The 24244-nt window shown below is 43.8% G+C and carries 23 protein-coding genes and 1 pseudogene; 4 read left to right on the forward strand and 20 right to left on the reverse strand.

The window, feature by feature from the left end:
- The 4 genes and pseudogenes from VIN08_RS17850 to VIN08_RS17865 form a co-directional block, all read right to left on the reverse strand.
- A pseudogene (locus VIN08_RS17850) lies at window positions 1-526 on the reverse strand (primosomal protein N'); the annotation flags it as partial.
- 54 nt (window positions 527-580) lie between these two features.
- Window positions 581-1069, reverse strand: a complete 489-nt coding sequence (locus VIN08_RS17855) for a hypothetical protein (RefSeq protein WP_331967783.1) — start codon at window positions 1067-1069, stop codon at window positions 581-583.
- A 178-nt stretch (window positions 1070-1247) separates the two neighbouring features.
- Window positions 1248-3266 (reverse strand): thioredoxin domain-containing protein, encoded by a 2019-nt coding sequence (locus VIN08_RS17860; protein WP_331967787.1) that lies wholly within the window; start codon window positions 3264-3266, stop codon window positions 1248-1250.
- Between the two features lie 90 nt (window positions 3267-3356).
- Window positions 3357-4343, reverse strand: coding sequence for a GSCFA domain-containing protein (locus VIN08_RS17865; protein ID WP_331967791.1), 987 nt, complete (start codon window positions 4341-4343; stop codon window positions 3357-3359).
- Window positions 4344-4429: 86 nt separating this feature from the next.
- Between VIN08_RS17865 and nagB the strand changes: the two genes are divergently transcribed.
- Complete coding sequence (nagB, locus tag VIN08_RS17870; RefSeq protein WP_331967795.1) at window positions 4430-6334, forward strand: glucosamine-6-phosphate deaminase; 1905 nt, start codon at window positions 4430-4432, stop codon at window positions 6332-6334.
- A gap of 207 nt (window positions 6335-6541) precedes the next feature.
- Here nagB and VIN08_RS17875 read toward each other — a convergent pair whose 3' ends face one another.
- From VIN08_RS17875 to apaG, 9 genes are all read right to left on the reverse strand, one after another.
- Window positions 6542-7495: a transglutaminase family protein gene (locus tag VIN08_RS17875; RefSeq protein ID WP_331967797.1), complete on the reverse strand. Its 954-nt coding sequence runs from the start codon at window positions 7493-7495 to the stop codon at window positions 6542-6544.
- 12 nt (window positions 7496-7507) lie between these two features.
- Window positions 7508-8443, reverse strand: coding sequence for an alpha-E domain-containing protein (locus VIN08_RS17880; protein ID WP_331967799.1), 936 nt, complete (start codon window positions 8441-8443; stop codon window positions 7508-7510).
- A gap of 123 nt (window positions 8444-8566) precedes the next feature.
- Window positions 8567-10018 carry a circularly permuted type 2 ATP-grasp protein gene (locus VIN08_RS17885; protein WP_331967801.1) on the reverse strand — a complete coding sequence of 484 codons (1452 nt, stop codon included), beginning with the start codon at window positions 10016-10018 and terminating at the stop codon, window positions 8567-8569.
- 217 nt (window positions 10019-10235) lie between these two features.
- Complete coding sequence (rplI, locus tag VIN08_RS17890) at window positions 10236-10679, reverse strand: 50S ribosomal protein L9 (RefSeq protein ID WP_331967803.1); 444 nt, start codon at window positions 10677-10679, stop codon at window positions 10236-10238.
- A 26-nt stretch (window positions 10680-10705) separates the two neighbouring features.
- A complete protein-coding gene (rpsR, locus tag VIN08_RS17895) occupies window positions 10706-10957 on the reverse strand; it encodes a 30S ribosomal protein S18 (protein WP_331967806.1) in 252 nt (83 codons plus the stop codon).
- Complete coding sequence (gene rpsF, locus VIN08_RS17900; protein WP_331967832.1) at window positions 10954-11346, reverse strand: 30S ribosomal protein S6; 393 nt, start codon at window positions 11344-11346, stop codon at window positions 10954-10956. Before rpsF ends, rpsR begins: the two co-directional genes overlap by 4 nt.
- A 115-nt stretch (window positions 11347-11461) precedes the next feature.
- Window positions 11462-12394: a chromosome segregation protein SMC gene (locus VIN08_RS17905; protein WP_331967808.1), complete on the reverse strand. Its 933-nt coding sequence runs from the start codon at window positions 12392-12394 to the stop codon at window positions 11462-11464.
- A 54-nt stretch (window positions 12395-12448) separates the two neighbouring features.
- Window positions 12449-13234 (reverse strand): class I SAM-dependent methyltransferase, encoded by a 786-nt coding sequence (locus tag VIN08_RS17910; protein WP_331967810.1) that lies wholly within the window; start codon window positions 13232-13234, stop codon window positions 12449-12451.
- Window positions 13235-13329: 95 nt separating this feature from the next.
- Window positions 13330-13716: a Co2+/Mg2+ efflux protein ApaG gene (apaG, locus tag VIN08_RS17915; protein ID WP_331967834.1), complete on the reverse strand. Its 387-nt coding sequence runs from the start codon at window positions 13714-13716 to the stop codon at window positions 13330-13332.
- A gap of 138 nt (window positions 13717-13854) precedes the next feature.
- Here apaG and ung point away from each other — a divergent pair, with 138 nt between their 5' ends.
- Window positions 13855-14517 (forward strand): uracil-DNA glycosylase, encoded by a 663-nt coding sequence (gene ung, locus VIN08_RS17920; RefSeq protein ID WP_331967813.1) that lies wholly within the window; start codon window positions 13855-13857, stop codon window positions 14515-14517.
- Window positions 14518-14661: 144 nt separating this feature from the next.
- On the opposite strand, the gene lepB is transcribed toward ung, so the two are convergent.
- The 7 genes from lepB to VIN08_RS17955 all read right to left on the reverse strand — a co-directional run bounded on the left by lepB (window position 14662) and on the right by VIN08_RS17955 (window position 22864).
- Window positions 14662-15810: a signal peptidase I gene (gene lepB / locus VIN08_RS17925; protein ID WP_331967816.1), complete on the reverse strand. Its 1149-nt coding sequence runs from the start codon at window positions 15808-15810 to the stop codon at window positions 14662-14664.
- Between the two features lie 73 nt (window positions 15811-15883).
- Entirely contained in the window at window positions 15884-16591 is a 708-nt protein-coding gene (dapB, locus tag VIN08_RS17930; protein WP_331967817.1) for a 4-hydroxy-tetrahydrodipicolinate reductase, read from the reverse strand.
- A gap of 143 nt (window positions 16592-16734) precedes the next feature.
- Window positions 16735-17334 (reverse strand): DUF5683 domain-containing protein, encoded by a 600-nt coding sequence (locus tag VIN08_RS17935; RefSeq protein WP_331967818.1) that lies wholly within the window; start codon window positions 17332-17334, stop codon window positions 16735-16737.
- A gap of 106 nt (window positions 17335-17440) precedes the next feature.
- Entirely contained in the window at window positions 17441-18394 is a 954-nt protein-coding gene (locus tag VIN08_RS17940) for a ParB/RepB/Spo0J family partition protein (RefSeq protein ID WP_331967820.1), read from the reverse strand.
- On the reverse strand, window positions 18391-19164 hold the full coding sequence (locus tag VIN08_RS17945; protein WP_331967821.1) for an AAA family ATPase: 774 nt from the start codon (window positions 19162-19164) through the stop codon (window positions 18391-18393). The genes VIN08_RS17940 and VIN08_RS17945 overlap by 4 nt, the downstream gene beginning before the upstream one ends.
- Window positions 19165-19377: 213 nt before the next feature.
- A complete protein-coding gene (gene yidC / locus VIN08_RS17950; RefSeq protein ID WP_331967823.1) occupies window positions 19378-21219 on the reverse strand; it encodes a membrane protein insertase YidC in 1842 nt (613 codons plus the stop codon).
- Window positions 21220-21241: 22 nt separating this feature from the next.
- Entirely contained in the window at window positions 21242-22864 is a 1623-nt protein-coding gene (locus VIN08_RS17955) for a CTP synthase (protein WP_331967825.1), read from the reverse strand.
- Window positions 22865-23174: 310 nt separating this feature from the next.
- On the opposite strand from VIN08_RS17955, the gene VIN08_RS17960 reads away from it, so the two are divergent.
- Window positions 23175-23723 carry a hypothetical protein gene (locus VIN08_RS17960; protein ID WP_331967827.1) on the forward strand — a complete coding sequence of 183 codons (549 nt, stop codon included), beginning with the start codon at window positions 23175-23177 and terminating at the stop codon, window positions 23721-23723.
- Window positions 23724-23890: 167 nt separating this feature from the next.
- A complete protein-coding gene (locus tag VIN08_RS17965) occupies window positions 23891-24238 on the forward strand; it encodes a hypothetical protein (RefSeq protein ID WP_331967829.1) in 348 nt (115 codons plus the stop codon).
- The last annotated feature ends 6 nt before the right edge of the window (window positions 24239-24244 follow it).

Genomic DNA, 24244 nt, shown 5'->3' on the forward strand with positions numbered 1-24244 from the left:
GCGATTTCAGGATCGAGTACAGATGTTTCGTTCCCAAGAGCTTGGCAATGTCAGAATAAGTGAGCGACTCGTGTTGCAATCGCTTGAGGAGTATAATTTCCTTTTCGGAAAAAGCCTGTTCTGATTCTTCGAGATTAAAAGCCGGATGCAACTGCACCATCGACTCGCTGGATAATTTTAATCCGGAGGGTAAAGCTGCATTCAATACTTCGCCCATGGTGCAGAGGTAATACTCGGCAATCCATTGGAATAACTTTAGCTGCAGATCGTTGAGCGAAGGGAAATCATCCAGCAGCTCCAGTATATATTTCGCTTCATACTCTTTAGGAGCCTGTTTGTGAAGTGAGAGAATGATACCGGTAACAATTTTACGATCGCCAAATTGTACGATAACCCGTTGCCCGGCCGCTACGCGTTCGTTGAGCACATGCGGAACCCGGTAGGTAAAGAGCTTGGGAATAGGTACTGGCAACAGCAGCTCTGCAAAGAATGTATCGATGGTGTAAGGCTGATCAAAAATTTCCACTCCTCAAAAAAAGCTAATTTTTTCCGGCAATAATAATCGGATATAAACAACGATCTATTCCTTTGATGCTGTGAACGTTCTGAGTTTTTCGTAGATACGCTGCACATCTCTGGAATGATAGGTGCCGGTAATGCGAAACACGCGCGTTGGATTGGAAGCTTCCATCTCAAAAAGAAATACTACTTCATTGTCGATAATAAATACCAGGTTCTTGAGCGAAAATGTAGCACTGAGTTTTTTAAGCGTCTGGAATGCTTTGTCGGTAAGTGTTACATCAAAAAAGGCAAAGTTCTTTTCCTGTATCTCCATTAATTCGCTCACCACCTCAAAGCCATCGATTGTTACTACGGGCTGATCGGTAATACAAACCTGCATCTTCTTATCCGACAATGTTACTATGCGCGGCTTGGAAGTATATTTCGTACACTCCACCGTAAAGTAAAATCCCGTGGGTTGCTGCCCATACCCAGCCACTGCCAGTAATAACCCGGCACAGGCAATTACAATTCCCGAAATATATTTTTTCTTGAGGTGGGGGAGCATGGTTGTCTAAGATAGTCAATTGTCTCCATTTGATGAAGATAAAAGCTAAAAGCCTAAAGCTGAAAGTAAGAGGTGCACACCGGCCTTCAGCTTTCTGCTAGTACTTATTCCGCTCCCGATAGCTATCAGGATGCGCGAAACAAACAGACCCACACTCACACACTTTCAGCTTTCCACTTTACGCTTTTAGCTTCTCAATCTGCTCACCCGCTTCCTCCGCAGTATGCACCGGCAACTGGCAAGTCTTATTCCGGCATACATAAACAGTAGACTTACCGTTGGCGGTCTTGTCGGCCAGCAGGGGTAACGTGCTGCTCTCCTTTGTTCCAAAATATAGCGCGAACGGGTAGAAGTGCTGCTGTATATCTTTTCGAAGAGCCTGGTGCTCGTTGCCAACAATCGCTACTTCGGCCATGCCTTTTTTTATAGCGGTATATACGATGGCCCAATACGACATATAGTTCGGTTCGCCTTTTACCAGGTGACTGAATGAAGTAGTCATCGCGTTTGCACGTTCTTTCCAATCGTCACGATCGAGTGTAATACCGAGCTGCAACAAGTTATGCGCCATGATGGCGTTAGACGATGGTATAACATTATCAAAGATTTCTTTTTTGCGTGCGATGAGTCCTTCGGCATCATGCCCGGTATAAAAGAAATATCCTTCTGCCGGATCAAAGAATTTTTCAAGTGTAAACTCCAGCAACATAGCAGCCCGGTTGATCCAGTACTCGTTGAAGGTTACTTCATATAGTCTGCTATAGGCTTGTATCACATACGCATAGTCATCGAGGAAACCTTCTACTGTTGAGCGATGTCCTTTAAAGGAGCGGTATAGTTTGGTGCCTTCCATCAGTTCATTCTCGAGGAACTGCATGTTCTTTACCGCAGCATTCAGAAATTGTTTATCAGCAAATGCGCGGTAGGCATCGGTCAGTCCAACAATCATCATGGCGTTCCAGGCGGTAATGATCTTATCGTCAAGACCGGGCTTTATTCGTTTCTCGCGTTCGCGGAGGAGTATATCTTTACTTTGTTGGAGTATATTTTTCCATTGGGCAGCATCGACTTTTTCTTTGGCAAAGAACTCATCATCGGTTTTAAGCCGCGTAAGAATGTTGTTGCCATGTTCCCAATTGCCGTGGGGTGCTACGCTATAGTAAGAAGCTATGAGGGTTGCATTCTCTTTCAGTAATGTTTTGAGTTCATCACTGGTCCAGCAGTAATATTTACCCTCCACACCTTCGCTGTCGGCATCCAATGCAGAGTAAAATCCACCGGCAGCACTTGTCATTTCGCGTTGCAGCCAGGTAAATGTTTCGTATACGATGGTCTTGAATTCTTCATCGCCCGTAATGGAATATGCTTCGGAATAAAGACTCAGCAATTGTGCATTATCGTATAGCATCTTTTCAAAGTGCGGGGCAAACCATTCGCCATCTACGGAGTAGCGCGCAAAGCCTCCGCCTATCTGGTCATATATACCTCCCATACCTACTTTACGCAAAGTGAGAAGAACCTGCTCCAATGCTTTTTCATCGTGCGATATATAGTAATACCGCAGCAGCCATTGCCATACCGAAGGCATAATAAATTTAGGGGCGCGATCCATCCCTCCCCAATGCGTATCAAACCTTGCTGCGAGTTTTTGATATATACCTTCTATATCTTGAAGAAGATTGGTGTCGGTATAATTTTGGCGGAAGCGCTCAACGTCCGAGCGAAGTAAATGCACGCGGAGCTCTTCGGCTGTGCTCTCGATTTCTTTTCGGTTGCCAATGAAAGCGCGGTTGATATTGGTCAGTATCTGTACCCATGCAGCCGGAGAAAAGTATGTGCCACCAAAGAAAGGTTTTTGCCCGGGTGTAAGAAATACATTGAGGGGCCATCCGCCATTGACACCCATGGCCTGCACGGCATCCATATATATCTGGTCGATGTCGGGGCGCTCTTCGCGATCTACTTTTATACACACAAAGTGTTCGTTCATCACGCTCGCGATATCCTGATTCTCGAACGATTCACGTTCCATTACATGACACCAGTGGCATGATGAATAACCGATGCTTACAAGAATAGGTTTATCTTCCTTGTGCGCTTTCTCCAGCGCTTCCTTTCCCCATTCAAACCAGTCTACCGGGTTGTGCGCGTGTTGTAATAAATAGGGAGAAGTGGAATGGATCAGTCGGTTACTCATGAATTGAAAATTGTTATCGTTAAATAAAGTATATCGGTTACTATGCCAATAATCATACCCGGTATATACCGCCTCCTTTCTGTAAAGCGATTATGACGTTGCGTTCAGTTGTCGCTGTAATGCAGCTATCTCTTCATCAACATTTACCAGGGGTTTTAGTTCTTCCAGTCTTCGGAGAGTATCTTTTAAAAAATTCTGATGTGCCGATGAGGTCGGATGAAACGGTTTATGATGCAACGCCTGCTGAATGTTTCTCCAGCGTTCTATAAAATCTTTTAGCGGAGCATCGAAATATCGTGTGGCAAATTGTTCCCAGATATACTCTTCGGCTTGTTCGGTCGGGTGGAGCATATCACTTTTATAGAAGCGATAATCGCGCAGATCATCCAGTTGTATCTCGTATGCCGGAAAGTATACTACATCCAGGTAACTTTCCTGCAAAGTATGGCAGGCAACACGAAGTATACTTTTACTTACACTGTTCAGCTCCAGTGTATCTTTCAGATGTCGCACGGGGCTCACGGTTAAGATAATGCGTATAGCCGGGTTGAATGCCTTTATTTCATTATATATATCCTGAAAGGACTCAACAATCAGATCGTGCGATAAAAGTGTTTTCCGGAATTGAGCTGCGGGTTGTTTATGGCAGTTAGCTACTATCTCACCGGTATCCATTCGTTCATATACCCAGGCTGTACCATAGGTCAGCAGAATCCACTGTGCATCTTTTAAGAAGTGATGCGTTGCGCCAATGGTATTGGTAAGCCGGTGTTGTAAATCTGTTTTTTGCAGGGCCGATATCTCGGAGTGAAAATCGTAACTTAGAAAAACATCGTGATGGGTTAGAAATGTATGGTCGGCAACCGTTTCATTAAAAATGCTATAGCGAAGCGCGCGGTGCATCGATACAGGATTGTAAAGCACACCAAAAGGATTGGCCAGTGCCTGCATTTTGGAATATACCATACGTGAGCCGATGGCATCGGCAAAGCACGATCCGAGGGTAATGATCCGGTCGGAGAGGGAAATGGTGTGCGTTGACACACCTGCATTTAAAGTGGTTCTGAAAGGATTCATAAATTATGTTACCGCAAACACTTGAAAATTTCGCGTGTTTTAAAGTACTTTAGTGCATAATAGACTTTAATCATTCAATCAAAAATATGAACAACGACCTTATTGCCTCAGAAAAAATCCCTGTAAAAATCTTCGGTGGCTCAGGAGAAGCTTCCGAGTTTGTGGCTAAAGAGATTGCCGCATTGATTAAAAACCGCCAGTTGGAAGGAAAGCCTTGTGTTCTCGGACTGGCCACCGGCTCAACGCCTACGCGTGTATATGCGGAGCTGGTGCGGATGCACAAGCAGGAAGGTCTGAGTTTTAAACACGTTCACACCTTTAACCTGGATGAATACTACCCGATGCAGCCCGATACGCTGCAGAGCTATGTACGCTTTATGAATGAGCACTTGTTCAATCATATTGATATTCCAAAGAACCAGATACATATTCCGGATGGAACGTTGCCGAAAGAAAAGGTTGCTGATTTTTGTAAAGACTACGAGCGCAAGATTGATGAGCTTGGTGGTATAGATATACAGATACTCGGTATAGGCCGCACCGGTCACATCGGTTTCAACGAACCCGGTTCAACTGAAAAATCATTTACACGTCTCGTTACACTCGACCAGGTAACACGTATCGATGCTGCGAGCGATTTCTTTGGTGAAGAGAATGTGCCACGCAAAGCGATCACGATGGGCGTTGGCTCGATCCTGAAAGCGAAGCGCGTGATTATGATGGCGTGGGGGGAAGGTAAAGCAAAGGTGATCAAGAAAGCGGTGGAAGGACCAATCACCGATCAGATACCTTCTTCGTTCTTACAGAAGCACGACAATTGTTTAGTGGTATTGGATGATGCTGCTTCTTCTGAACTCGTGCGTATCAAAACACCATGGGTACTGGAGAGCATCGATTGGAATGAAACACGAATTCGTAAGGCCGTAGTATGGTTGTGCCAGACAGTCGGTAAGCCTGTATTGAAACTTACCAACCACGACTATATGGAACATGGTATGGGCGATATCATTACGGAGTTTGGTTCAGCGTACCAGGTAAATATAAAAGTGTTCAATTACCTGCAGCACACTATTACCGGTTGGCCGGGTGGTAAACCCAACGCAGATGATACGTATCGTCCGGAGCGCGCTAATCCATTTCCGAAACGTGTTATTATATTCTCGCCACACCCGGATGATGATGTGATCTCCATGGGTGGTACATTCATTCGCCTGGTAGATCAGGGACATGAAGTACACGTGGCGTACCAGACTTCCGGAAATATAGCGGTGTTTGATGATGACGCTATACGCTTCGCTGACTTCGTACGCGACTTCAACGATCAGTTCGGATTGAGTAAAGATGATGGCGAGAAGTTCTACAAGAAAGTAGTACAGTCGATCAAACAGAAAGGTCCGGGACAAAATGATACTCCGGAAGTATTAGCGATCAAAGGATTGATCCGCAGAGGAGAAGCAAAAGCAGGTGGCCGTTACGTTGGCATACCGGATGAGCAGATGCACTTCCTCAACATGCCGTTCTATGAAACCGGTGCTGTAAAGAAAAAACCGTTAGGAGAAGACGACATCAAGATCACAATGGATCTGATCGAGAAGATCAAGCCACATCAGATATATGCTGCGGGAGATTTATCCGATCCGCATGGTACACACCGCGTATGTCTGGCAGCAGTACTGGAAGCTGTAAACCGCCTGAAGAGTAAAGATTGGATGAAAGACTGCTGGGTATGGCTATACCGCGGTGCATGGCAGGAGTGGGATATAGACCAGATTGAAATGGCAGTGCCACTGAGTCCGGAAGAGCTGATGCGCAAGCGCAGAGCGGTATTCAAACACCAGTCACAAAAAGACAGCGCCATGTTCCCGGGCAGCGACAAACGCGAGTTCTGGATGCGTGCCGAAGATCGTAACCATGCTACAGCAGAAGCCTATAACAAATTAGGTCTCGCTGAGTACGAAGCGATGGAAGCATTTGTAAGACACAAGTTTTAAAATAGCTCTGAGCACCTGGCTGCCGGCTTCTGGGCGGGGCGTAGGGTGCGAGTGGCAGTAGTAAAGTTTTTTGCGCGGGCTGTGAGTATATATACTTGCAGCCCGCTTTTGTTTCCTGCGTTTCGATAGCTATCGGGAGCAGAGCATAAAGCACAAAGCTTAAGACAAGACATTTACTTTCTGCTTTATACTTTAAGCTTCAAGCTATTACTGCTGCATTTGCATTTCCTGGTGTCTTCTGAAAGAGTTTTTATAGTTGGAAGTAACTACCGGTGGGGCAGGTTTTATAATGCTTTCCAGTGTTATAGAGTCGCCATCCTCGTAGGCTACGGATACGGTTACATCCAATGTGTGATTGGAAGTGCCGCGATACGTTCCTTTTACCGGTGAGCAATCAGAGAAGTTTTTACCAACTGCTAGGCGCACGTGTGTTTCATTTACAACACAGTTGTTGGTAGGGTCAAGGCCGAGCCATCCGTAGAGTGGTATATAGGCTTCAACCCAGGCGTGGGTGGCACCTTCACCGCGCATGCCATTCTTCTTCGGACATATATACCCGCTTACATAGCGGGCCGGTATATTTAGTAGTCGGAGCATTACCAACAGTATATGGGCAAAATCCTGGCATACACCTGATTTTATTTTCCAAATCTCTTCGGGTGTTGTTTCTACAGTAGTGATGCCGGTTCTGTATTCAAATGTTTTATAAATATACTCGCTCAGATTTTTGGCAGCCTGCAGTGGCGATAATTTTTTTGAAAGCTCTTCATTTACCAGTGCTTGTATCTCCGGCAATGCATTGAAATTTTCCTGACGGGAGAAATCAACAAATTCAATTTGACTTTTCAATGCTTCCAATGCCAGCCATTGTTCATCAGCTGGTACATTGTCTTCGGGAAGCTTTCGTGTTTTGGTGAGCACCATCAGTTGAGAATCAATGATCAGCTCACGATGCGGATGTGCGTTGGTAAATGTACCTACCAGGTTGCCAAAGTAATCGGTATGAATATGGATCATCGGGTTCGATGTTACCTGTATGGTATGCTCCAGCACATCCTGAAAATTATCGCGGATAGGGTAGAGCATAAGTTGGTTGGCACTGTCGCGCACAGTGTCTTCATATATATACCGCGTGATATGTCTGATCTTGAATTTTGACATGATGATGGAGGGTTAGCTGTATGCGAAATAGTGTTGGTTCAAAGTATTGCCAATCTCATATATATCTGTGGTGATCCCGGTGAGATAATGATGCAGTCCGATTTTGGAGACGCTGTCAACATCAGAATACTGAAGCTTGCTGCGAAGTTTACCAATAAGGAAATCTACTTTATTATAGCCTTCCATGTTCTGATCATTCTTCAGTCGCCCGAAATACCGGTGAAGCTGGTTCACCGAGTAGAGTATAGATCGCGGAAAGTCTATATTAAACAAAACCTGGTCTACTATATTTCGTGCCTCAAAGCCGGAGCGATATCGTTTCAGGTACAGTGCATAACCAGATACCGACATCAGTAAATATTTCCAGTAGGTTGTGTCGGTTGTCTTATCCAGGTCGTAGGATAGATCGTTGAATTTTATATCCAGTATATCTGCCGACTGAATAGCGCGTTCCAGGTATTTACCAAGATTCATAAAGCAGATACCTTCTCCGCGAAACATGGTTATATCGGTAACGCCATAGTATAGCATGCACTGTTTTATCAGTGAGTCGAGCACCGTAACAGGATCATCGTATTGCAAAGATTTTTTCAATCGCTGATCACGAACAATGTGATAAAATTCATTGAGCGATTGCCAGAGCTCTTTGGTAATGTTGTCTTGCACCGACCGGGCATTTTCGCGCGCCTGTATAACAAGACTGGCTACCGAGTTCGGGTTGTCGCGACTTAACACCATATACTGAAGAACCTGTCGCCCGTTGCGTTCTATCTTGGTGATCTCCGGTTCTTCCAGTGAACTAAAGATTCGCAGCACAGGCCGCCAGGTAAATTCTTCCAGATTATCCTGCGATGAAAGATGATTGATCATCAGGGTACGCAACGTACTATCCGTACGCTCAATATACCGTGACATCCAATAAAGTGAATCCGCTACGCGACTAAGCATTTTCTTGTGTGTTGAGGTGTTGAAGTGTTGGTGTGTTTATGTGAGTAGTGTGTTGAGGTGCTAATGTGTTGAAGTGCTCAGGTGTTTTACTTCAACAACTGAGCACTTCAACACGCCAACACATCAATGTGAAAGCACCCAGGTATCTTTGCTGCCTCCGCCTTGAGATGAGTTTACTACGAGAGAGCCTTCTCGGAGGGCTACGCGGGTGAGGCCTCCGGGAACAATCTCTATTCCGTTGGGGCCGCAGAGCGCGAAGGGGCGAAGATCAATTCTGCGTGGTTGTACTTTACCATCTATATAGCAAGGTGCAGCCGACAGGCTTATCGTTGGTTGGGCGATAAAGTGCCTTGGGTCTTTTAATATTTCTTTTTTATAGTCATGAATCTCCTGGTCAGAAGCAGCATGACCCATCAGCATACCATAGCCTCCGGATTCATTGGTCTTTTTAATTACCATGCGGGAGATGTTGCTGAGTACATGTTCGCGCTCTTCCTGTTTACCCAGTTGATAGGTGGGTACATTCTTCAGGAGAGGTTCCTCATTCAGGTAATAGCGGATCATATCAGGTACATATACATATACCGCTTTATCGTCAGCCACACCGTTGCCAATGGAGTTTACGATTGCCACATTGCCTTTTCGATAAGCAGAGAGTAAACCGGAAACACCCAGCATACTGGTTGGATCAAATACCAGAGGATCAAGAAAATTATCATCCACTCTCCGGTAGATCACATCCACTTGCTGCAGGCCCGCAGTAGTCTTCATGTATACATGGTGATTCTCTACCACGAGGTCGCGACCTTCCACCAGTTCTACGCCCATGAGGCGCGCCAGCGTGGTGTGTTCAAAGTAAGCCGAGTTATATATACCGGGAGTGAGTAATACGATATTTGGTGATGCGATCTTGCGCGGAGAAAGCGCCATCAGATTTTTATAGAGAATGTTCGGGTAATGCGTTACCGGGCGAACATAGTTCTGCGGTATAAGATCGGGAAAGATACGTTTGGTGATCTCGCGGTTCTCGATCATATACGATACTCCTGATGGTGTGCGCAGGTTGTCTTCCAGCACATAGAATGTTCCGTCATGATCGCGGATCAGGTCTATACCGGCAATGTGTACATATATATCATAGGGTACATTTACACCCTGCATTTCGCGCAGGTAATGGGGGCAGGAGTACACCAGGTTGAAGGGGACAACGCCATCTTTCAGAATAAATTGCTCGTGGTATACATCGCGTAAGAAGAGGTTTAACGCACGCAGGCGTTGCTTGATGCCTCGCTCAATAAAATCCCACTCAGAAGAAGTAATGATGCGCGGAATGATATCGAAAGGAAAGATCTTCTCAATGCCTTCGCCACTGGAATATACCGTGAAAGTTATACCCTGGCTCATGAAGAGACGCTTGGCCAGTTCCTCTTTTTTGTTGAGCTCGTCAGCCGGTATATCTAACAGGAAGTTGGCTACATTCTGATAGTGCGGGCGGATAGAGGAGGAGCCTGCAAACATCTCGTCCCACACCGAAGTACTGTTATCATAATGCTGAAAAAGGGACGATGATGCCATAGGTTTTTGGTTCAGTTGAAACTAAAATACCAAGGCGTCCAGTAATTATTTACGGTAGTAAGGATAAATATTTACGCAAACGAATGTAGAAAAAGAGCAAAGTCAGCCTATAGCACAACCGAGGTATAATAAACAGATAAGAATATACTTCATATCCGGCTAAAAGAAAAAGGCCGCTTTCGGCGGCCTTTTTATACTTTCAATGCTATATCTGAGATTACTCAGCAACAACACTTACTTTCACTTCATGCTTCACTTCTTTGTGGAGGTCAAGCGTTACGGTGTAGTTACCAAGTTGCTTAGGAGCTTCTTTCAGAATTACTTTCTTACGGTCTACATCAAAGCCTTTTGCTTTCAGTGCATCGGCAATCTGAAGCGCTGTAACAGCACCAAAGATTTTACCAGACTCACCAGCTTTAGTTTTGATCTCAACTGTAAACTCGCCAATCTTAGCTGCAAGCGCTTCTGCATCCTGCTTTACTTTAGCCGCTTTGTGAGCAGCCTGGCGAACGTTCTCGTTTACAAGTCTTTTGTTAGAGTCGTTGGCGATCAGTGCAAAGCCGTTCGGAATCAGGTAGTTGTTACCGTATCCTGCTTTTACTTTCACAATATCATTTTTATAGCCAAGGCCCTGTACGTCCTGTTTCAAAATCACTTCCATGTTCGTGTTCTTTAAAGGTTCAACGATTACTTCAATGAATCACCTGCATACGGAAGGATCGCCACGTGGCGGGCACGCTTTACAGCTTGTGCTACTTTCTTCTGAAATTTCAGGCTGGTTCCTGTTAAACGGCGAGGAAGAATCTTGCCTTGCTCGTTGATAAATTTCAAGAGGAAGTCAGGATCTTTGTAATCGATATACTTGATACCGTTCTTTTTAAAGCGGCAGTACTTAGGCTTAACTTCTGCACGCTTGATAGGTTCGTTCATTAATGTCATCTTCCACGCTCCTCCTCAGCTTTTTTAGCAACAGGTTTTCTGTTCTCTTTGTTTTTAAATTCACCTTTGCGTCTGCGTTCGTTATAAACAATCGCATGCTTATCAAGTGCTGTGGTTAAGAAGCGCATGATAGATTCGTCTCGTCTGTACTCGGTTTCGAGTGTGTCGACAACAGGCCCTTCAGCCTTGAATTCGATGAGGTTGTAAAAGCCTGTAGACTTTTTGTTGATGGGATAAGCCATCTTCTTTAAGCCCCACTGCTCGATGTTTACGACATCAGCATTCGCTTTTTTCAAAACCTTCACGAACTTATCGACAGCATCCTTTGCCTGATCCTCAGACAAAACGGGATTTAGAATGAATACCGTCTCGTAATTTTTCATGATAATTTTAATTTTGAGCCTGCAAAGGTAGATAAAAAAGCAGAAAGCTCAAAGTCTAAAGTAAAAGCAATTGCCTCCACTAAACTTTGAGCTTTCTGCCTTATGCTTCAGGCTCCAGCCCTTATTTCACCACAAACTGGCCACTTCCCATCTTATACGTGTCGCAGTAGATCTCCAGCGTATAGGTGCCGGAGGTATAATCCGATCCCTTTTCGTACAGGTATGTCAGCTTTTGCTTGGTGTTATCGAACAGAATTTCCTGAGAAGCTGTATAAAACTCCTCCTTACCGTTATAGATAAAAGTGCCTGAACCGCGGGCTACATCAAAGATCACCTGACCATTTTCGTCTATGATCCGGATCATGATCTTCTTTCCTTCGATCGGAGCAACGTTGTTCTCAGCAATGTTAAATTCAATTTTCAGTTTACCTACCTGACGGTTTTTGAATGGTGATTCGCGTTCCTTGCCACGATCGTTCACGGCCAGGATCTTCACATTCTCCGCTTTCAGTTCAGAGGCTATAGCAACTTTAGTAGCGAGTTCTTCTTTCGACTGACTCAGTTGACTAATGGAATCTCCAAGCTGGTTCTTTTCCGACTTCAGGTTTCTGTTCTCGCTCAGCAGTTCCTTGTTAACACTCTTGAGCTTTTCTATCTCTTCATCTTTATTCTTCAGCAGCAATTCGTATCCTTCCACACGATCTTTCAGTGCTTTGATCTCTTTGCCCGTTGCGCGCTTCTGGCGCTTGAGCTCTGCTTCAACTTCTGTTTTTGCTTTTTGAAGATCCGACACATCACCTCCGAGTTTTTGTACTTCGGCAATTTTAGCATCAAGCTCCGACTTGATCTCCATCATGCGCTGAACAGTAGCGTCCAGCTCTTGTTGTGTGGAGGTCTTTTCATCAATCAGGCGTTGTTCTTCACGCGGATCGAGTACAAAAATCTTGATGCCCTGAACGATGATGATCACGGCCATTAAAGCAATGATGATGGTACTCTTGTGTGATTTTTTAGGAGCCGGTTGAACCGGTTGTGTGCTTGTCGTTTCGCTCATAGTGAATTTAATGGGTACGGCAAAAATAGGTTATCCAATCCGGTAATTCAACGATCAGTACTGTAATACAACGTGTTGTTTGTTCAGCGAAGGATCAAAGAACAGCAATCCGCACCGGTATAAATCAATGCTGCCATATACCAGCGGGTGATGCTGTATCTGCTTCCATGCTTTCTCCATCTCAGGGGAATAGTATATATCATCAAGCACCACTACACTATTGGCATGTAGTTTTTGCACGATCATGTTGAAATACTTTATCGTGGGCTCATAGCGATGATTGGCATCCAGAAAAGCAAAGTCAATGGAACTGGTGTTGCCCAGGAATGACTGCAACGTATTGTTGATATCACCCTCTATCAGTTTGATGTTAGCAGCCCCTGCATTCTGAAATGTAGCACGTGCGGTTTGTACAATAGAAGCTGCACCCTCAAATGAAATTACTTGACTATCTTTTTTGGTGGCTAAATATAGGGTATTGATACCAAGTGAAGTTCCTAACTCAATAACTGTACGGCACTTGAAATGCTCGATGATGCGTGCATACAGGCGCGAGTATTTGGCCGGTGTAAGACCGGTTCTGGCTATATCGCTGATCTTGCGTGTAGAAGTTTTTAATATAGCAGAGCCGGCACCCAGATCGTTAATCGTTAGAGCTGCATCATTGTGTAGATAAGCTTCCCGTTTGGCTTCGATAGGAGCGAAGCGAGCGTTGTCTTCATTATTGGTATGAAGCACATTCTTATAGAAGTCGAAGAAGAAAGGAGAGTGGAGCGAATGTTCTGAAACCTGATCGAGCCAGTGAGTAAGATAGGTCTTTAGCTGAAAGAAGGTTGGCATGGTGGTATTGAGCGGTGCCAGCGAATAAACTTATCCGCAGGGACTTTGATCAATTCGGGGATTAAGATGGTGCTTGAATTTTTTAGAGAAGTATATTAGTTCAGACGCAACGGTGCAATCATGGTAAACTCCGGAATATTTACCTCTACCTTCAGGCCATCTACAATGCGTTCCATCAGATAGGTACCTACCATTTTACCAATACCAGACTTCAGGTTACATCCGGAAACATATTGATGCGCCTGCCCTGGTTCCAGAACAGGTTGCTGCCCTACAACGCCTTCGCCTTCCACTTCGCGCGGACTAAAGCCTGCATCATGTATATACCAATGTCTGCGAAGCAATTGAATGGTATACTCGCTTTGGTTCTCGATGGTGATACGATACGTAAAAACGTAATGGTACTGACTGGGACTGGAATATGCGGGTTGATATTCCGTCTCAACGCTTACTTTGATTCCTTTGGTGATCTCCGTTACCATGCGCTTCAAAAATATCAATTTTTTGGAATTACCAAGTGCTTCCGGTGAATAGTGATTCAAAATACTGAAAATCAATGAAATTAAATCGTGTTTTTGCCATGAAATTGGAGGATTCGTTTCTGGCTTTTAGTTTTAAGCATGGATGTTAAAATTGCTCCCTCTTGGAAAAAGAGGTTGGAGGGTGAATTTGAGAAGTCGTATTTCACCCAGTTGATTGAATTTGTGAAAAATGAGTACAAAACGCAGACTGTATACCCGCCCGGGAAAGAAATATTTAAAGCGTTTGATGCCTGTGATTTTAATGATGTAAAAGTCGTGATCATTGGTCAGGACCCCTACCATGGAGCTGGCCAGGCCAATGGATTATGCTTCTCGGTGCATGACGGTGTGCGTATGCCCCCCTCGTTGGTAAACATCTTCAAGGAAATTCAGAACGATATACGGAAACCCATTCCAAAATCCGGTGATCTTACGCGATGGGCAGAGCAAGGTGTATTGTTGCTTAACGCTACGCTAACGGTACGAAGCTCTTCACCAGGCTCGCATCAGAATAAAGGATGGGAAGCCTTTACCGATGCCGTTATCAAAACTATATCTGACGAAAAAGAACATGTTGTTTTTCTTTTGTGGGGCTCGTATGCACAGAAGAAAGGAGAGGTGATCGATCGAAAGAAGCATCACGTGCTGATGTCGGCACACCCTTCGCCATTCTCGGCAGATCGCGGCTTCTTCGGTAACAAGCATTTCAGTAAAACAAACGAGTATCTCCGTAGTCATGGATTGAAGGAGATTGATTGGTGAGGGAAATTTCTGATTGGAAGATTAGAAATTGGAAGATTGAAAAATTACAAATGCCTATAAATCAGAAGAAGATTAGAGGATTGAAATTATAGCTGTACACTATAATCTTCAATCTTCTAATCTTCCAATTTTATAATTTGAATTCTACTTGATCAACTTGAAGAATCTGTTCCAGCGGATCTTGTGAACGAAGCTGGCATTGCGGTCTATCGAGAGCCAGATGAAGAATGCTTTCCCTACGATGTGATCTTCAGGAACAAAACCCCAATAACGGGAGTCGAGCGAATTGTGTCGGTTGTCTCCCATCATGAAGTAATAGTTCTGTTTGAAAGTATACTCTTTTACTTCAGTACCATCGATATATAGTTTACCATTCTCGATCTTTACATCCTTATTGTGATCGTATAGCTGAATGGTTTTACCATAAGTAGCCAGTGTAAGTGTATCGATCTTGATCGTCATACCTTCCTTCGGTATTACCAGCGGACCATAGAAATCGCCATTCCACGGAAATACTTTATAGTTCGGGAAGATGTTCGACTCTACTACATCCTTTGTACGGGTAGCATAAGTGCCCATATCTTCCTGTACTTTGATTGATACATCTTTGATGAAGGGCAACTTTTTAAATTCATCGGCAATAGCAGGCGTGATAAACATCTGGTACTCCACGCTGTTGTTATCGCGACTGATCACTTTGTAGTCGCTGATCTTATACTTCTCAATGAAGCGTTCGTTGATCTGCTGTGTTGATTTAATGACATAGCTATACTGCATCTGAGGCGGATTTGCCAGAGGCTTGCCGTTGATAAATACCTGCCGGTCTTTTACTTGTAACGTATCTCCGGATACAGCAACACATCGCTTGATATAGTTTGTTTTGAGATCTACAGGGTAATCGATACCCTCGTTCAATTCTTTAGGCGGCACGTTGAAGACGACAACATCTTCGCGCTTTATTTTACTGATGCCCGGCAATCTGTATTGTGGCAGCTTGATCCACTCCAGGTAGGAGGGAATGTTGGTGAACCATATCTTCTGGTGTGTAAGCGGTATCTGCAGAGGCGTTGTAGTAGTACGCGTTCCGTAATGAAACTTGCTCACGAAAAGAAAGTCACCTACCAGCAAAGAGTTTTCCATGGAAGGAGTAGGGATGGTATAGGCTTCCATGATAAGCCAGCGGATCAGCGTGGCAGCTACAACAGCGAAGAGTACGGCATCCCACCACTCACGCGCTTTTGATTTTGGTTTTTCTTCTTTTTCCTTTGATTTCTTCCAAAACTGCCAATTCATAGTTGTATAACTGGATTTAAAGCCTGCAAATAAAGGGAAAATAATTGATTCAGGATTAGTCGCTGGAAAAGGCTTAGAATTTCAGATAATCGTCCATGCCAAGCACACCTTTTTTATCCTTCAGCCATTCGGCTACCATTACGGCACCCTTGGCAAAGCCTTCGCGCGAATGGGCAATGTGTTTGATCTCGATGTCATCGATCATCGAAGAATATTTCACAACATGTGTTCCGGGTATCTGATCGATGCGGAATGATTGAATGAACAGATCATCCTTTTTGCCGGTGTCTTCATTCACCCAGCTCTTCTTTTCTTTTACATATTTCAATACACCTTCAGCCAAGGTAATGGCAGTACCGCTTGGAGCATCCTTTTTTTCGGAGTGATGGATTTCATCCATCGATACATCATACTCTGAAAAATTACCCGCGAGTCTTGCGAGGTACTCATTTACCTTGAAGAATATATTTACTCCCAGGCTATAATTAGAGGCATAGAAGAACGCCCCGTTTTTCTCCTGACAAAGTTTTTCTATCTCAGGTTTCTGTTTCAGCCAGCCGGTAGTGCCACACACCACCGGTATATTTTTGAGGATACATTTCTTTACATTTTCAAAAGCAGCATCGGGGTGAGAAAATTCAATAGCAACATCGCCCTGAGCTGTTTCAAATTCATGTTGATTATTCATGTCAATACGGGCAGAGATCGTATGTCCGCGCTCTTGCGCAACACGTTCTATAATTTTGCCCATTTTGCCATAGCCTAGAAGAATGATATTCATACAGTATGAGTTGTCCGTAAAAATGCATTTTGTCTGCGAATTTCAAAGACACTTACCCTATAAATTGAAAACTTCTTAGCCAGGCTGATCAGCGATTGAAAACTTTTAGTTGAAAGTGAGAACACGAAAAGATGATGCGTAAATCAGAAACGCACGATCAGCGAGAAGCCTGTTTGCTTGCCCAACATAGAGTTTTGATCCATCATGGGTTCTATACTTACGCGTAACTGTGGATTGAGATCAAATTCTTTCAGGTGAGCATCCACGTGCGCATCAACCATCTGGAGTATATACATAGCGCCCATCATAATGATCCAGAAGTCGCGGCTGCGCTTGGAGCGATCAACTGCCACGCGATAACTCTTCGTGGTGAAGTTATCACCGGGTCGCCTGTCGGTATCATTTTCGTATCCGTTCTCCAGGTTATAAAACAAGTCTGCTTTATACTGTCGGTATAGATTGTTATAAAAGTTGATAGCCATACCGATACCAACAAAACCGCCATATACCAGCGGCAGCTTCCAATACTTCTTGTTATAAATCTGGCCGAGACCCGGTACAATGGCGGCATATAGCAATGCTTTACGGGGATTATACCGGGTGGCGTACGATTTCAGCAGTACAGTATCCTGGCTCTCAACGATGAGGCTATCGCTTTCTGTAACTACTTTATTGTTATCCTGTGCATGCAGCGATGCTGCAAACAACAAAGTTACTATGCTGAGTACAATCAGATTCTTCATGAATGTTGCCGGTTAGGCAAAGCGGCTACAAGTTACCGAAACATCGGAACAAGACAAGAGAGCCCGTGCTCATTCGTGTACCTGAACAATTCTGTTGCAGACTGACTTATTCGGTTCTCACTCTGAGGATGTCGAGTAACCGGTTAAGATCTTCTACAGAAAGGAATGGTATCTTGATTTCACCTTTTTTGCCATCGCTCTTCACAACAACACGAGTGCCAAAGTGTGATGACAGCTTGGATTGAAGCTGAGAAATTTCTCTGGATGCCGGATTGCTTGCTGTAGCTGCCGTATCTTCTTTTTGCTTAGTGGCAGACTTCTCTGATACTTCGCGTACGAGTTCTTCTACTTTACGAACAGAGAGATCTTCATCAACAGTCTTCTTGAAAATATAGAGTTGCTCTTCCGGATTCTCTACACTGATGATGGCACGTGCCTGACCCATCGAGAGTTTATTATCGCGCACAGCGATCTGTATATCAGGCGGAAGTTTCAGCAGGCGCAGATAGTTGGTAACGGTCGTTCTGTTTTTACCAACACGCTCTCCTAATTCTTCCTGCTTCAGGCTACATTCGGATATAAGACGCTGATAGCTCAGGGCAATTTCTATCGCATTCAGGTTTTCACGCTGAATGTTTTCGATCAATGCCATCTCCAGCATCTGCTGATCATCGGCAGAGCGGATATAGGCCGGTATAGCTTTTAATCCTGCAAGCTTGGAAGCCTGAAAACGTCTTTCCCCCGATATAAGCTGATACTGATGATCCGCCAGTCGTCTTATCGTGATGGGCTGTATAATGCCATGCACGGTAATAGATTCAGCCAGTTCGAGCAATGCTTCCTGATCGAAATGTGTTCGAGGCTGAAACGGATTAACTTCAATTTCTTCAACGGGTATTTCTGTTATACCACTGGTAGGTATAACCGGTGGTGCTATAGCAACATCAGCAGCAGTTGTTGATAAGCCTACAGGAATATCAACTTCAAGTTTTTCATCCGCAGGACTGTCGCTCAACAAAGCGCTCAATCCGCGTCCAAGGGCTTTCTTTTTTGTACTCATTTCGACAATCCGTTTTTATCCAACACTTCGTGCGCCAGGTTCAGATAGCTTATTGCTCCTTTACTTTCGGCATCATGTACAATAGCCGGCAAACCGAATGAAGGAGATTCACTCAACTTCACATTACGAGGAATGATCGTGTTGAATGTCATCTTCAGGAAGTGCGTACGCACTTCTTCTACCACCTGGTTGCCAAGACTGGTACGTGAATCATATAACGTCAGCAGAATGCCTTCTATTTCAAGCTTGGGGTTCAAACGTGTTTGAATGATCTTGATCGTGTTCAATAATTTACCAAGACCTTCCAACGCGAAGTACTCGCACTGTACGGGTATAATTACCGAATCGGCAGCCGTCAATGCATTGATGGTGATAAGACCAAGTGAAGGCGAGCAGTCGATAATGATGAAATCATATTCATCACGCACGATGCCTAACGCATCTCTCATTTTTTCTTCACGGCGTTCAATACTTACCATCTCCACTTCAGCACCAACAAGGTCGATGTGAGAGGGAAGTACATCCAGGAATTTAAGATCGTTTTTAACTATAGCATCTTTGGGATTAACACCGTCTACCATACACTCATATATACCTTGAGTGATGTCTTTTGGATTAAGTCCTAAACCTGATGTAGAGTTTGCCTGCGGATCGGCATCCACCAATAGCGTTCTTTTTTCTAATACTGCTAAACTAGCTGCAAGATTGATCGCTGAAGTTGTTTTACCGACACCACCTTTTTGATTAGCAATCGCAATGATTTTTCCCATCTAAGAATGACGTTTAAAAAATAAAAACCCGCCCGGTGTTTAACCAGGCGGGCACAAATATATAGGAAAACTTATCTGAGCGTGGAACATCGTGGAACGGTTTATCCACAATCGTTGCACAATCCGTTAACAGTTTTCAACTCGCTGTTAATAGTTATTCGTGAATAGTGAAACGTTAAATGATTGCTTCTAAATTACTTAACGCTATAATTACTAGCTTTTACGTTTCTTCTTGTCTTCATCAGCTCTTTTTCGCGCTTCTTCACTTGCCTTCATCGCTTCTTCCAGTTTCGTCATGAACTTGGATTTCTTACCGCCACCGGCTGCATTCTTTTTCTTGTTGTCTTCCATGATCGCGCGAATCTTGCCTTCATCTACAAAGCGTTTGATCACCGCCTGCTGTGCAAAAGTTACCAGGTTAGAGATGAAGTAATAGAATGTAAGACCTGATGAGAATGAGTTCAGGAAGAAGAAGAAAACAACGGGCATGATATACGACATTGACTTCATCGGACCTTGTACGGATGAAAGCTGGTTGTTCTGCCAGGTATATATCAAGGTAGATATAGTCATGATCAATGTAAACAAACTGATGTGACTACCTATACCAAATGGAATAGTAAACGGTAATTGTACCAGCGAGTCGTACGTTGAAAGATCTTCTGCCCACAGGAATGGTTGCTGACGGAGCTCTATACTTGCCGGGAACAGATAGAACATAGCAAAGAGTATAGGCATCTGCAGTAAAACCGGAACGCAACCACTGATAGGATTTACACCTACCTGCTGGTATAGCTTCATTTGCTCCTGTTGCACTTTCGTCATGTCTTCACCAACACGAGCCTTGATCTCATCCAACTCGGGCTTTAATACTTTCATCTTCGCCATGCTCAGGTATGAGCGATAGGAGAGAGGGAATAATACAAGCTTCAGCAAGATCACCAGGATGATGATGATGATACCATAGTTGGTGATGTGTTGTGTAAGGAAGTGGAACACCGGGAAGATCACAAACTTGTTGATCCAGTATACCGGGCGCCATCCGAGGTTTACGTTTTCTTTAAAGCGTTCTGCTACACCGCCAATAACCTGGTAGTCGTTCGGACCAAAGTAAAATTTGAAGTCAGCTTTTCCATCGGCCAGTGACTTTTTAGGAATGAGCAATTTTACATTGGCATTCTTTACAACAGATGAGTCGATAGTATTTGTAGTGGTTTGTATTTCGCCACCGGCAAAATTGTTCTTCGATACGATAGATGCCAGGAAGAATTTCTGTTTGATAGCGATCCACTTCAATGGCGCAGCAAATGCTTCAGCCTGCGTACTGGTTGATTTTGCTGCCAGCTCACTGAAACCATCAGCATCTGAATAATATGTGATGGTAGTATTGTTACGAGTATCAGTCAGATCTTTTTCCAAAGGCTGAACCTGGTAGTTCCATTGAAAGCTAAGGTTATCGCCTGTGAGTTGTTTATCGAATCCTTTTGTAGTTACGGCATAACCGATCTCGTATCCGAGTTGTGGAATTTTGTAGGTATGAGTAATGGAAGAGCCATCGCTCAACGCGGCTGTAAAAGTTACTTCAGTTGTATCGCCAACCTTCTTCTGTTCTGCCTGATAGAACAAAGTATATAGATCAATTTCTCTTCCCTGATATTGTGCTAAAAGTTTTTGCTCACTGAACTCTGGAGATACGAGCTTTAGCGGACTGTTTCCTTTCAGTTCATATTTCTGATGATACGATTGATACTTCTTCAGCTCCAGTTCTTTTATAGCACCGCCTCTGTTACTGAAAGTTATTTTCAGGTCGGCAGTTTCAATAACAGTGGCCGCCTCAGCACCAGTCATCACAGCAGATACATCGCCATAGGCAGCTTGCAGGGCGCTGTCGCTGGGTGCAGGAGGTATAGCAGCCTGAAGAGAATCTTTCTTTTCAGGAGAGACTTTATGCACAGTGGTAGTGTTCGGAGCAGCGGGCTGTGGTGAGAACCAATAAAAATATCCGATCAGTAAAACTGCAATTAGAGTAAGGCCAATAGCCGAGTTCCTATCCATTGTATTCTATATCTAGATCTAATTATTTATTTACGGATTTCTTATGCTCCAGCGAAGCCTCTATAAACTTGACAAATAAAGGATGCGGATTAAGCACAGTGCTTTTCAGTTCTGGGTGATATTGTACACCAACAAACCACGGATGATCTTTCAGTTCTACAATTTCAACCAGATTAGAATCCGGATTTACTCCGACAGCCTTCAGACCGGCTTCTTCAATCTGCTCCAGGTATTTATTGTTGAACTCGTAACGATGGCGGTGACGCTCTTCTATAACGGACTCGCCATACGCAGCATACGCTTTGCTTCCCTTTTTCAGTTTGCAGGTATACGCTCCAAGACGCATTGTGCCGCCTTTTATTGTGATCTTCTTCTGTTCCTCCATCATGTCGATCACCGGGTTCTTTGTTTTAGGATTCAACTCCGTTGAACTGGCTTCCAGTCCTAACACGTTGCGAGAGAACTCCACAACAGAACACTGCATACCCAGACATATACCGAAGAATGGAATTTTATTCTCGCGCACATATTTAATGGCTTCGATCTTTCCTTCCAGTCCGCGCTCACCAAATCCGGGAGCTACCAGTATACCATCCAGTCCGCGCAGAACAGACTCAACAGAGTCTTTCGTAATATCTTCGGATGAAATCCACTTCACTTTTACTTTACAGTCATTCCGAGTACCGGCATGAACAAAAGCTTCTGCTATGGATTTATAGGCATCTGGTAAAGAAACATACTTTCCTACCAGCCCTACCTGTACTTCATTCACTGGGTTCTTTAATTTACCAAGGAATGATTTCCATTGTTCGAGGTTTGGTTCTTCTTTCGATTGTACTTTTAACTTCGCGAGCACGCGTTCATCCAGTTTCTCTTTGCGCATCAGCAACGGTACATCGTAGATCGATTCAGCATCCATGGCTTCGATCACCGAATTGATGTGTACGTTACAGAATAGTGCCAGTTTTTTCCGGATTTCCATCGGCAACGACATCTCTGTACGACACACGAGTATATCTGGCTGGATACCCGCTTCCAGCAATTCTTTTACAGAGTGCTGTGTCGGTTTTGTTTTTAACTCTTTCGCAGCATTCAAATAAGGGATGAGCGTCAGGTGTATAACAATAGAGTTGTTTGGAGGAAGATCGTATTTTACCTGGCGAACTGCTTCGATAAATGGCAGCGACTCGATATCACCAACGCATCCTCCAATCTCCGTAATGATAAAATCGTATTCACCGCTTTCTCCCAGCAGAAAAATATTACGTTTGATCTCATCTGTAATATGAGGAATAACCTGAACCGTTTTTCCCAGGTATTCGCCTTTGCGCTCCTTGGTAATAACGTTGTTATAAATTCTACCGGTGGTAATATTATTTGCCTGCGATGTACGTACGTTAAGAAAACGCTCGTAGTGCCCCAGGTCAAGATCGGTCTCTGCGCCATCGTCCGTTACATAACACTCACCGTGTTCGTAGGGATTCAGCGTTCCCGGGTCTATATTAATGTAGGGATCAAATTTCTGGATTGTGACCTTAAAACCCCGAGCCTGAAGCAGTTGCGCAAGCGAAGCAGCAATGATTCCCTTTCCCAGCGATGACGTAACGCCCCCGGTTACAAAGATGTATTTAGCAGTAGATGACATAGATTAGTGAAGCAGCCTGAGTAAACCGGGTGCAAAGGTAGATTTTTCGGGTAAATATTGAAGCCTAATATTTTAAAGTTCCTGTATTGATTTTCAGGAAGAGGTGATGTTCACAAACCTATAGGACTTCGGTCGTTGCCAACGCATTCATTTGTTCTCTTTTGCTGTTGTGATATAGAGAATATCTGCCATCAATCTGTAGTTTTAACCGTTAATCCGGAATCCATACATCGCGTTTTTGGGTGAGTGGATTTGTATGCAGACATTTGATCTGTATTTTTTTCAATATTTTTACATAAATTTGGTTTTAATGAGGGATTTTCAGTTTTGGCTGTATGTAATCATCGGGGCAATTTACCTGCTGGGAAGATTGCGTAAGAAACCCGAACAGCAGCAAGATATACCCTCGGGCAATCCGGAGAAGCCGGCTCGCCAGTTTGAGCTACCAACAGCAAAGCCAGCGCCTGCAAGAGAAGCTAAGCCCTTGACCTTTGAGGAGTTGCTAAAGGAAATTACCGAAAGCAAAACTTCGAGTCAGGAAAAGCCCATACAGGAATACGTTGATTATGATGATGTATTGGAGGAAGAGGAGAAAGACCTGGAAGACGTAGAGTATAGCTATCGTAAGCAAGACAATATCTACGAAGTTTACGATGAAGCTAAGCGACAGGCATTCAATCGACCTTCGTTAGAGGAGACGATGAAAATTGAAGACACGGTTGTGAAGTATGAGAAGTTTAAGATGTTTGAACAGCAGCAAAGCCGTGACCTTGTGCAGCAGTACCTTGCCGACTTTAAAGATCCGGATGGATTAAAGAAGGCAGTCGTTATGAGTGAGATTCTGCAACGGAAATTTTGATTTTTTTGAAAAAATAGTACATAGGGAGTAAGTAATTGATTTTTTAAACTGTAGCTATTTTTTGAACTGGGTATATGTAACCAGCATCTTTATATCGATAAGGAGGGTTACAATAATTTTTTGAGTAATATTTAGAATATAGATTTATCCAACTCACTCTAACAAAAATGAGAATTTCAGTATTCTTCATTGTCCTGCTTTCAATGGGTATATCCGTTGCTGGTCAGGCACAATCATCCTGTAAATCTTCAGTTAAAGCATCTTCTGCTCGCAATGGAATTAAAGTAACTGTATCAGGTTCAGGTCAATTTTCAGGGAAGCTTATTGAATACGAAGGCACTCGTGAGATTGTAGTGAAGGAATTTACGGGCGCTAATAATCTAAGTTTCGTTTTTGAAAATATAAAGGCAAACAGGAGTTATAGAGCACAAGTAACTTTCCTCGATGAGCAAAGCTTTATATGCAGGAATAAGACTTCCGAGTTCATTGATATAGATTCAAAAGGAGGGAAATAGCATGAA

Origin of the sequence: Ohtaekwangia sp. (assembly GCF_036568665.1) — a bacterium.
In the GTDB taxonomy this organism is placed as follows: Bacteria; Bacteroidota; Bacteroidia; order Cytophagales; family Cyclobacteriaceae; genus Ohtaekwangia.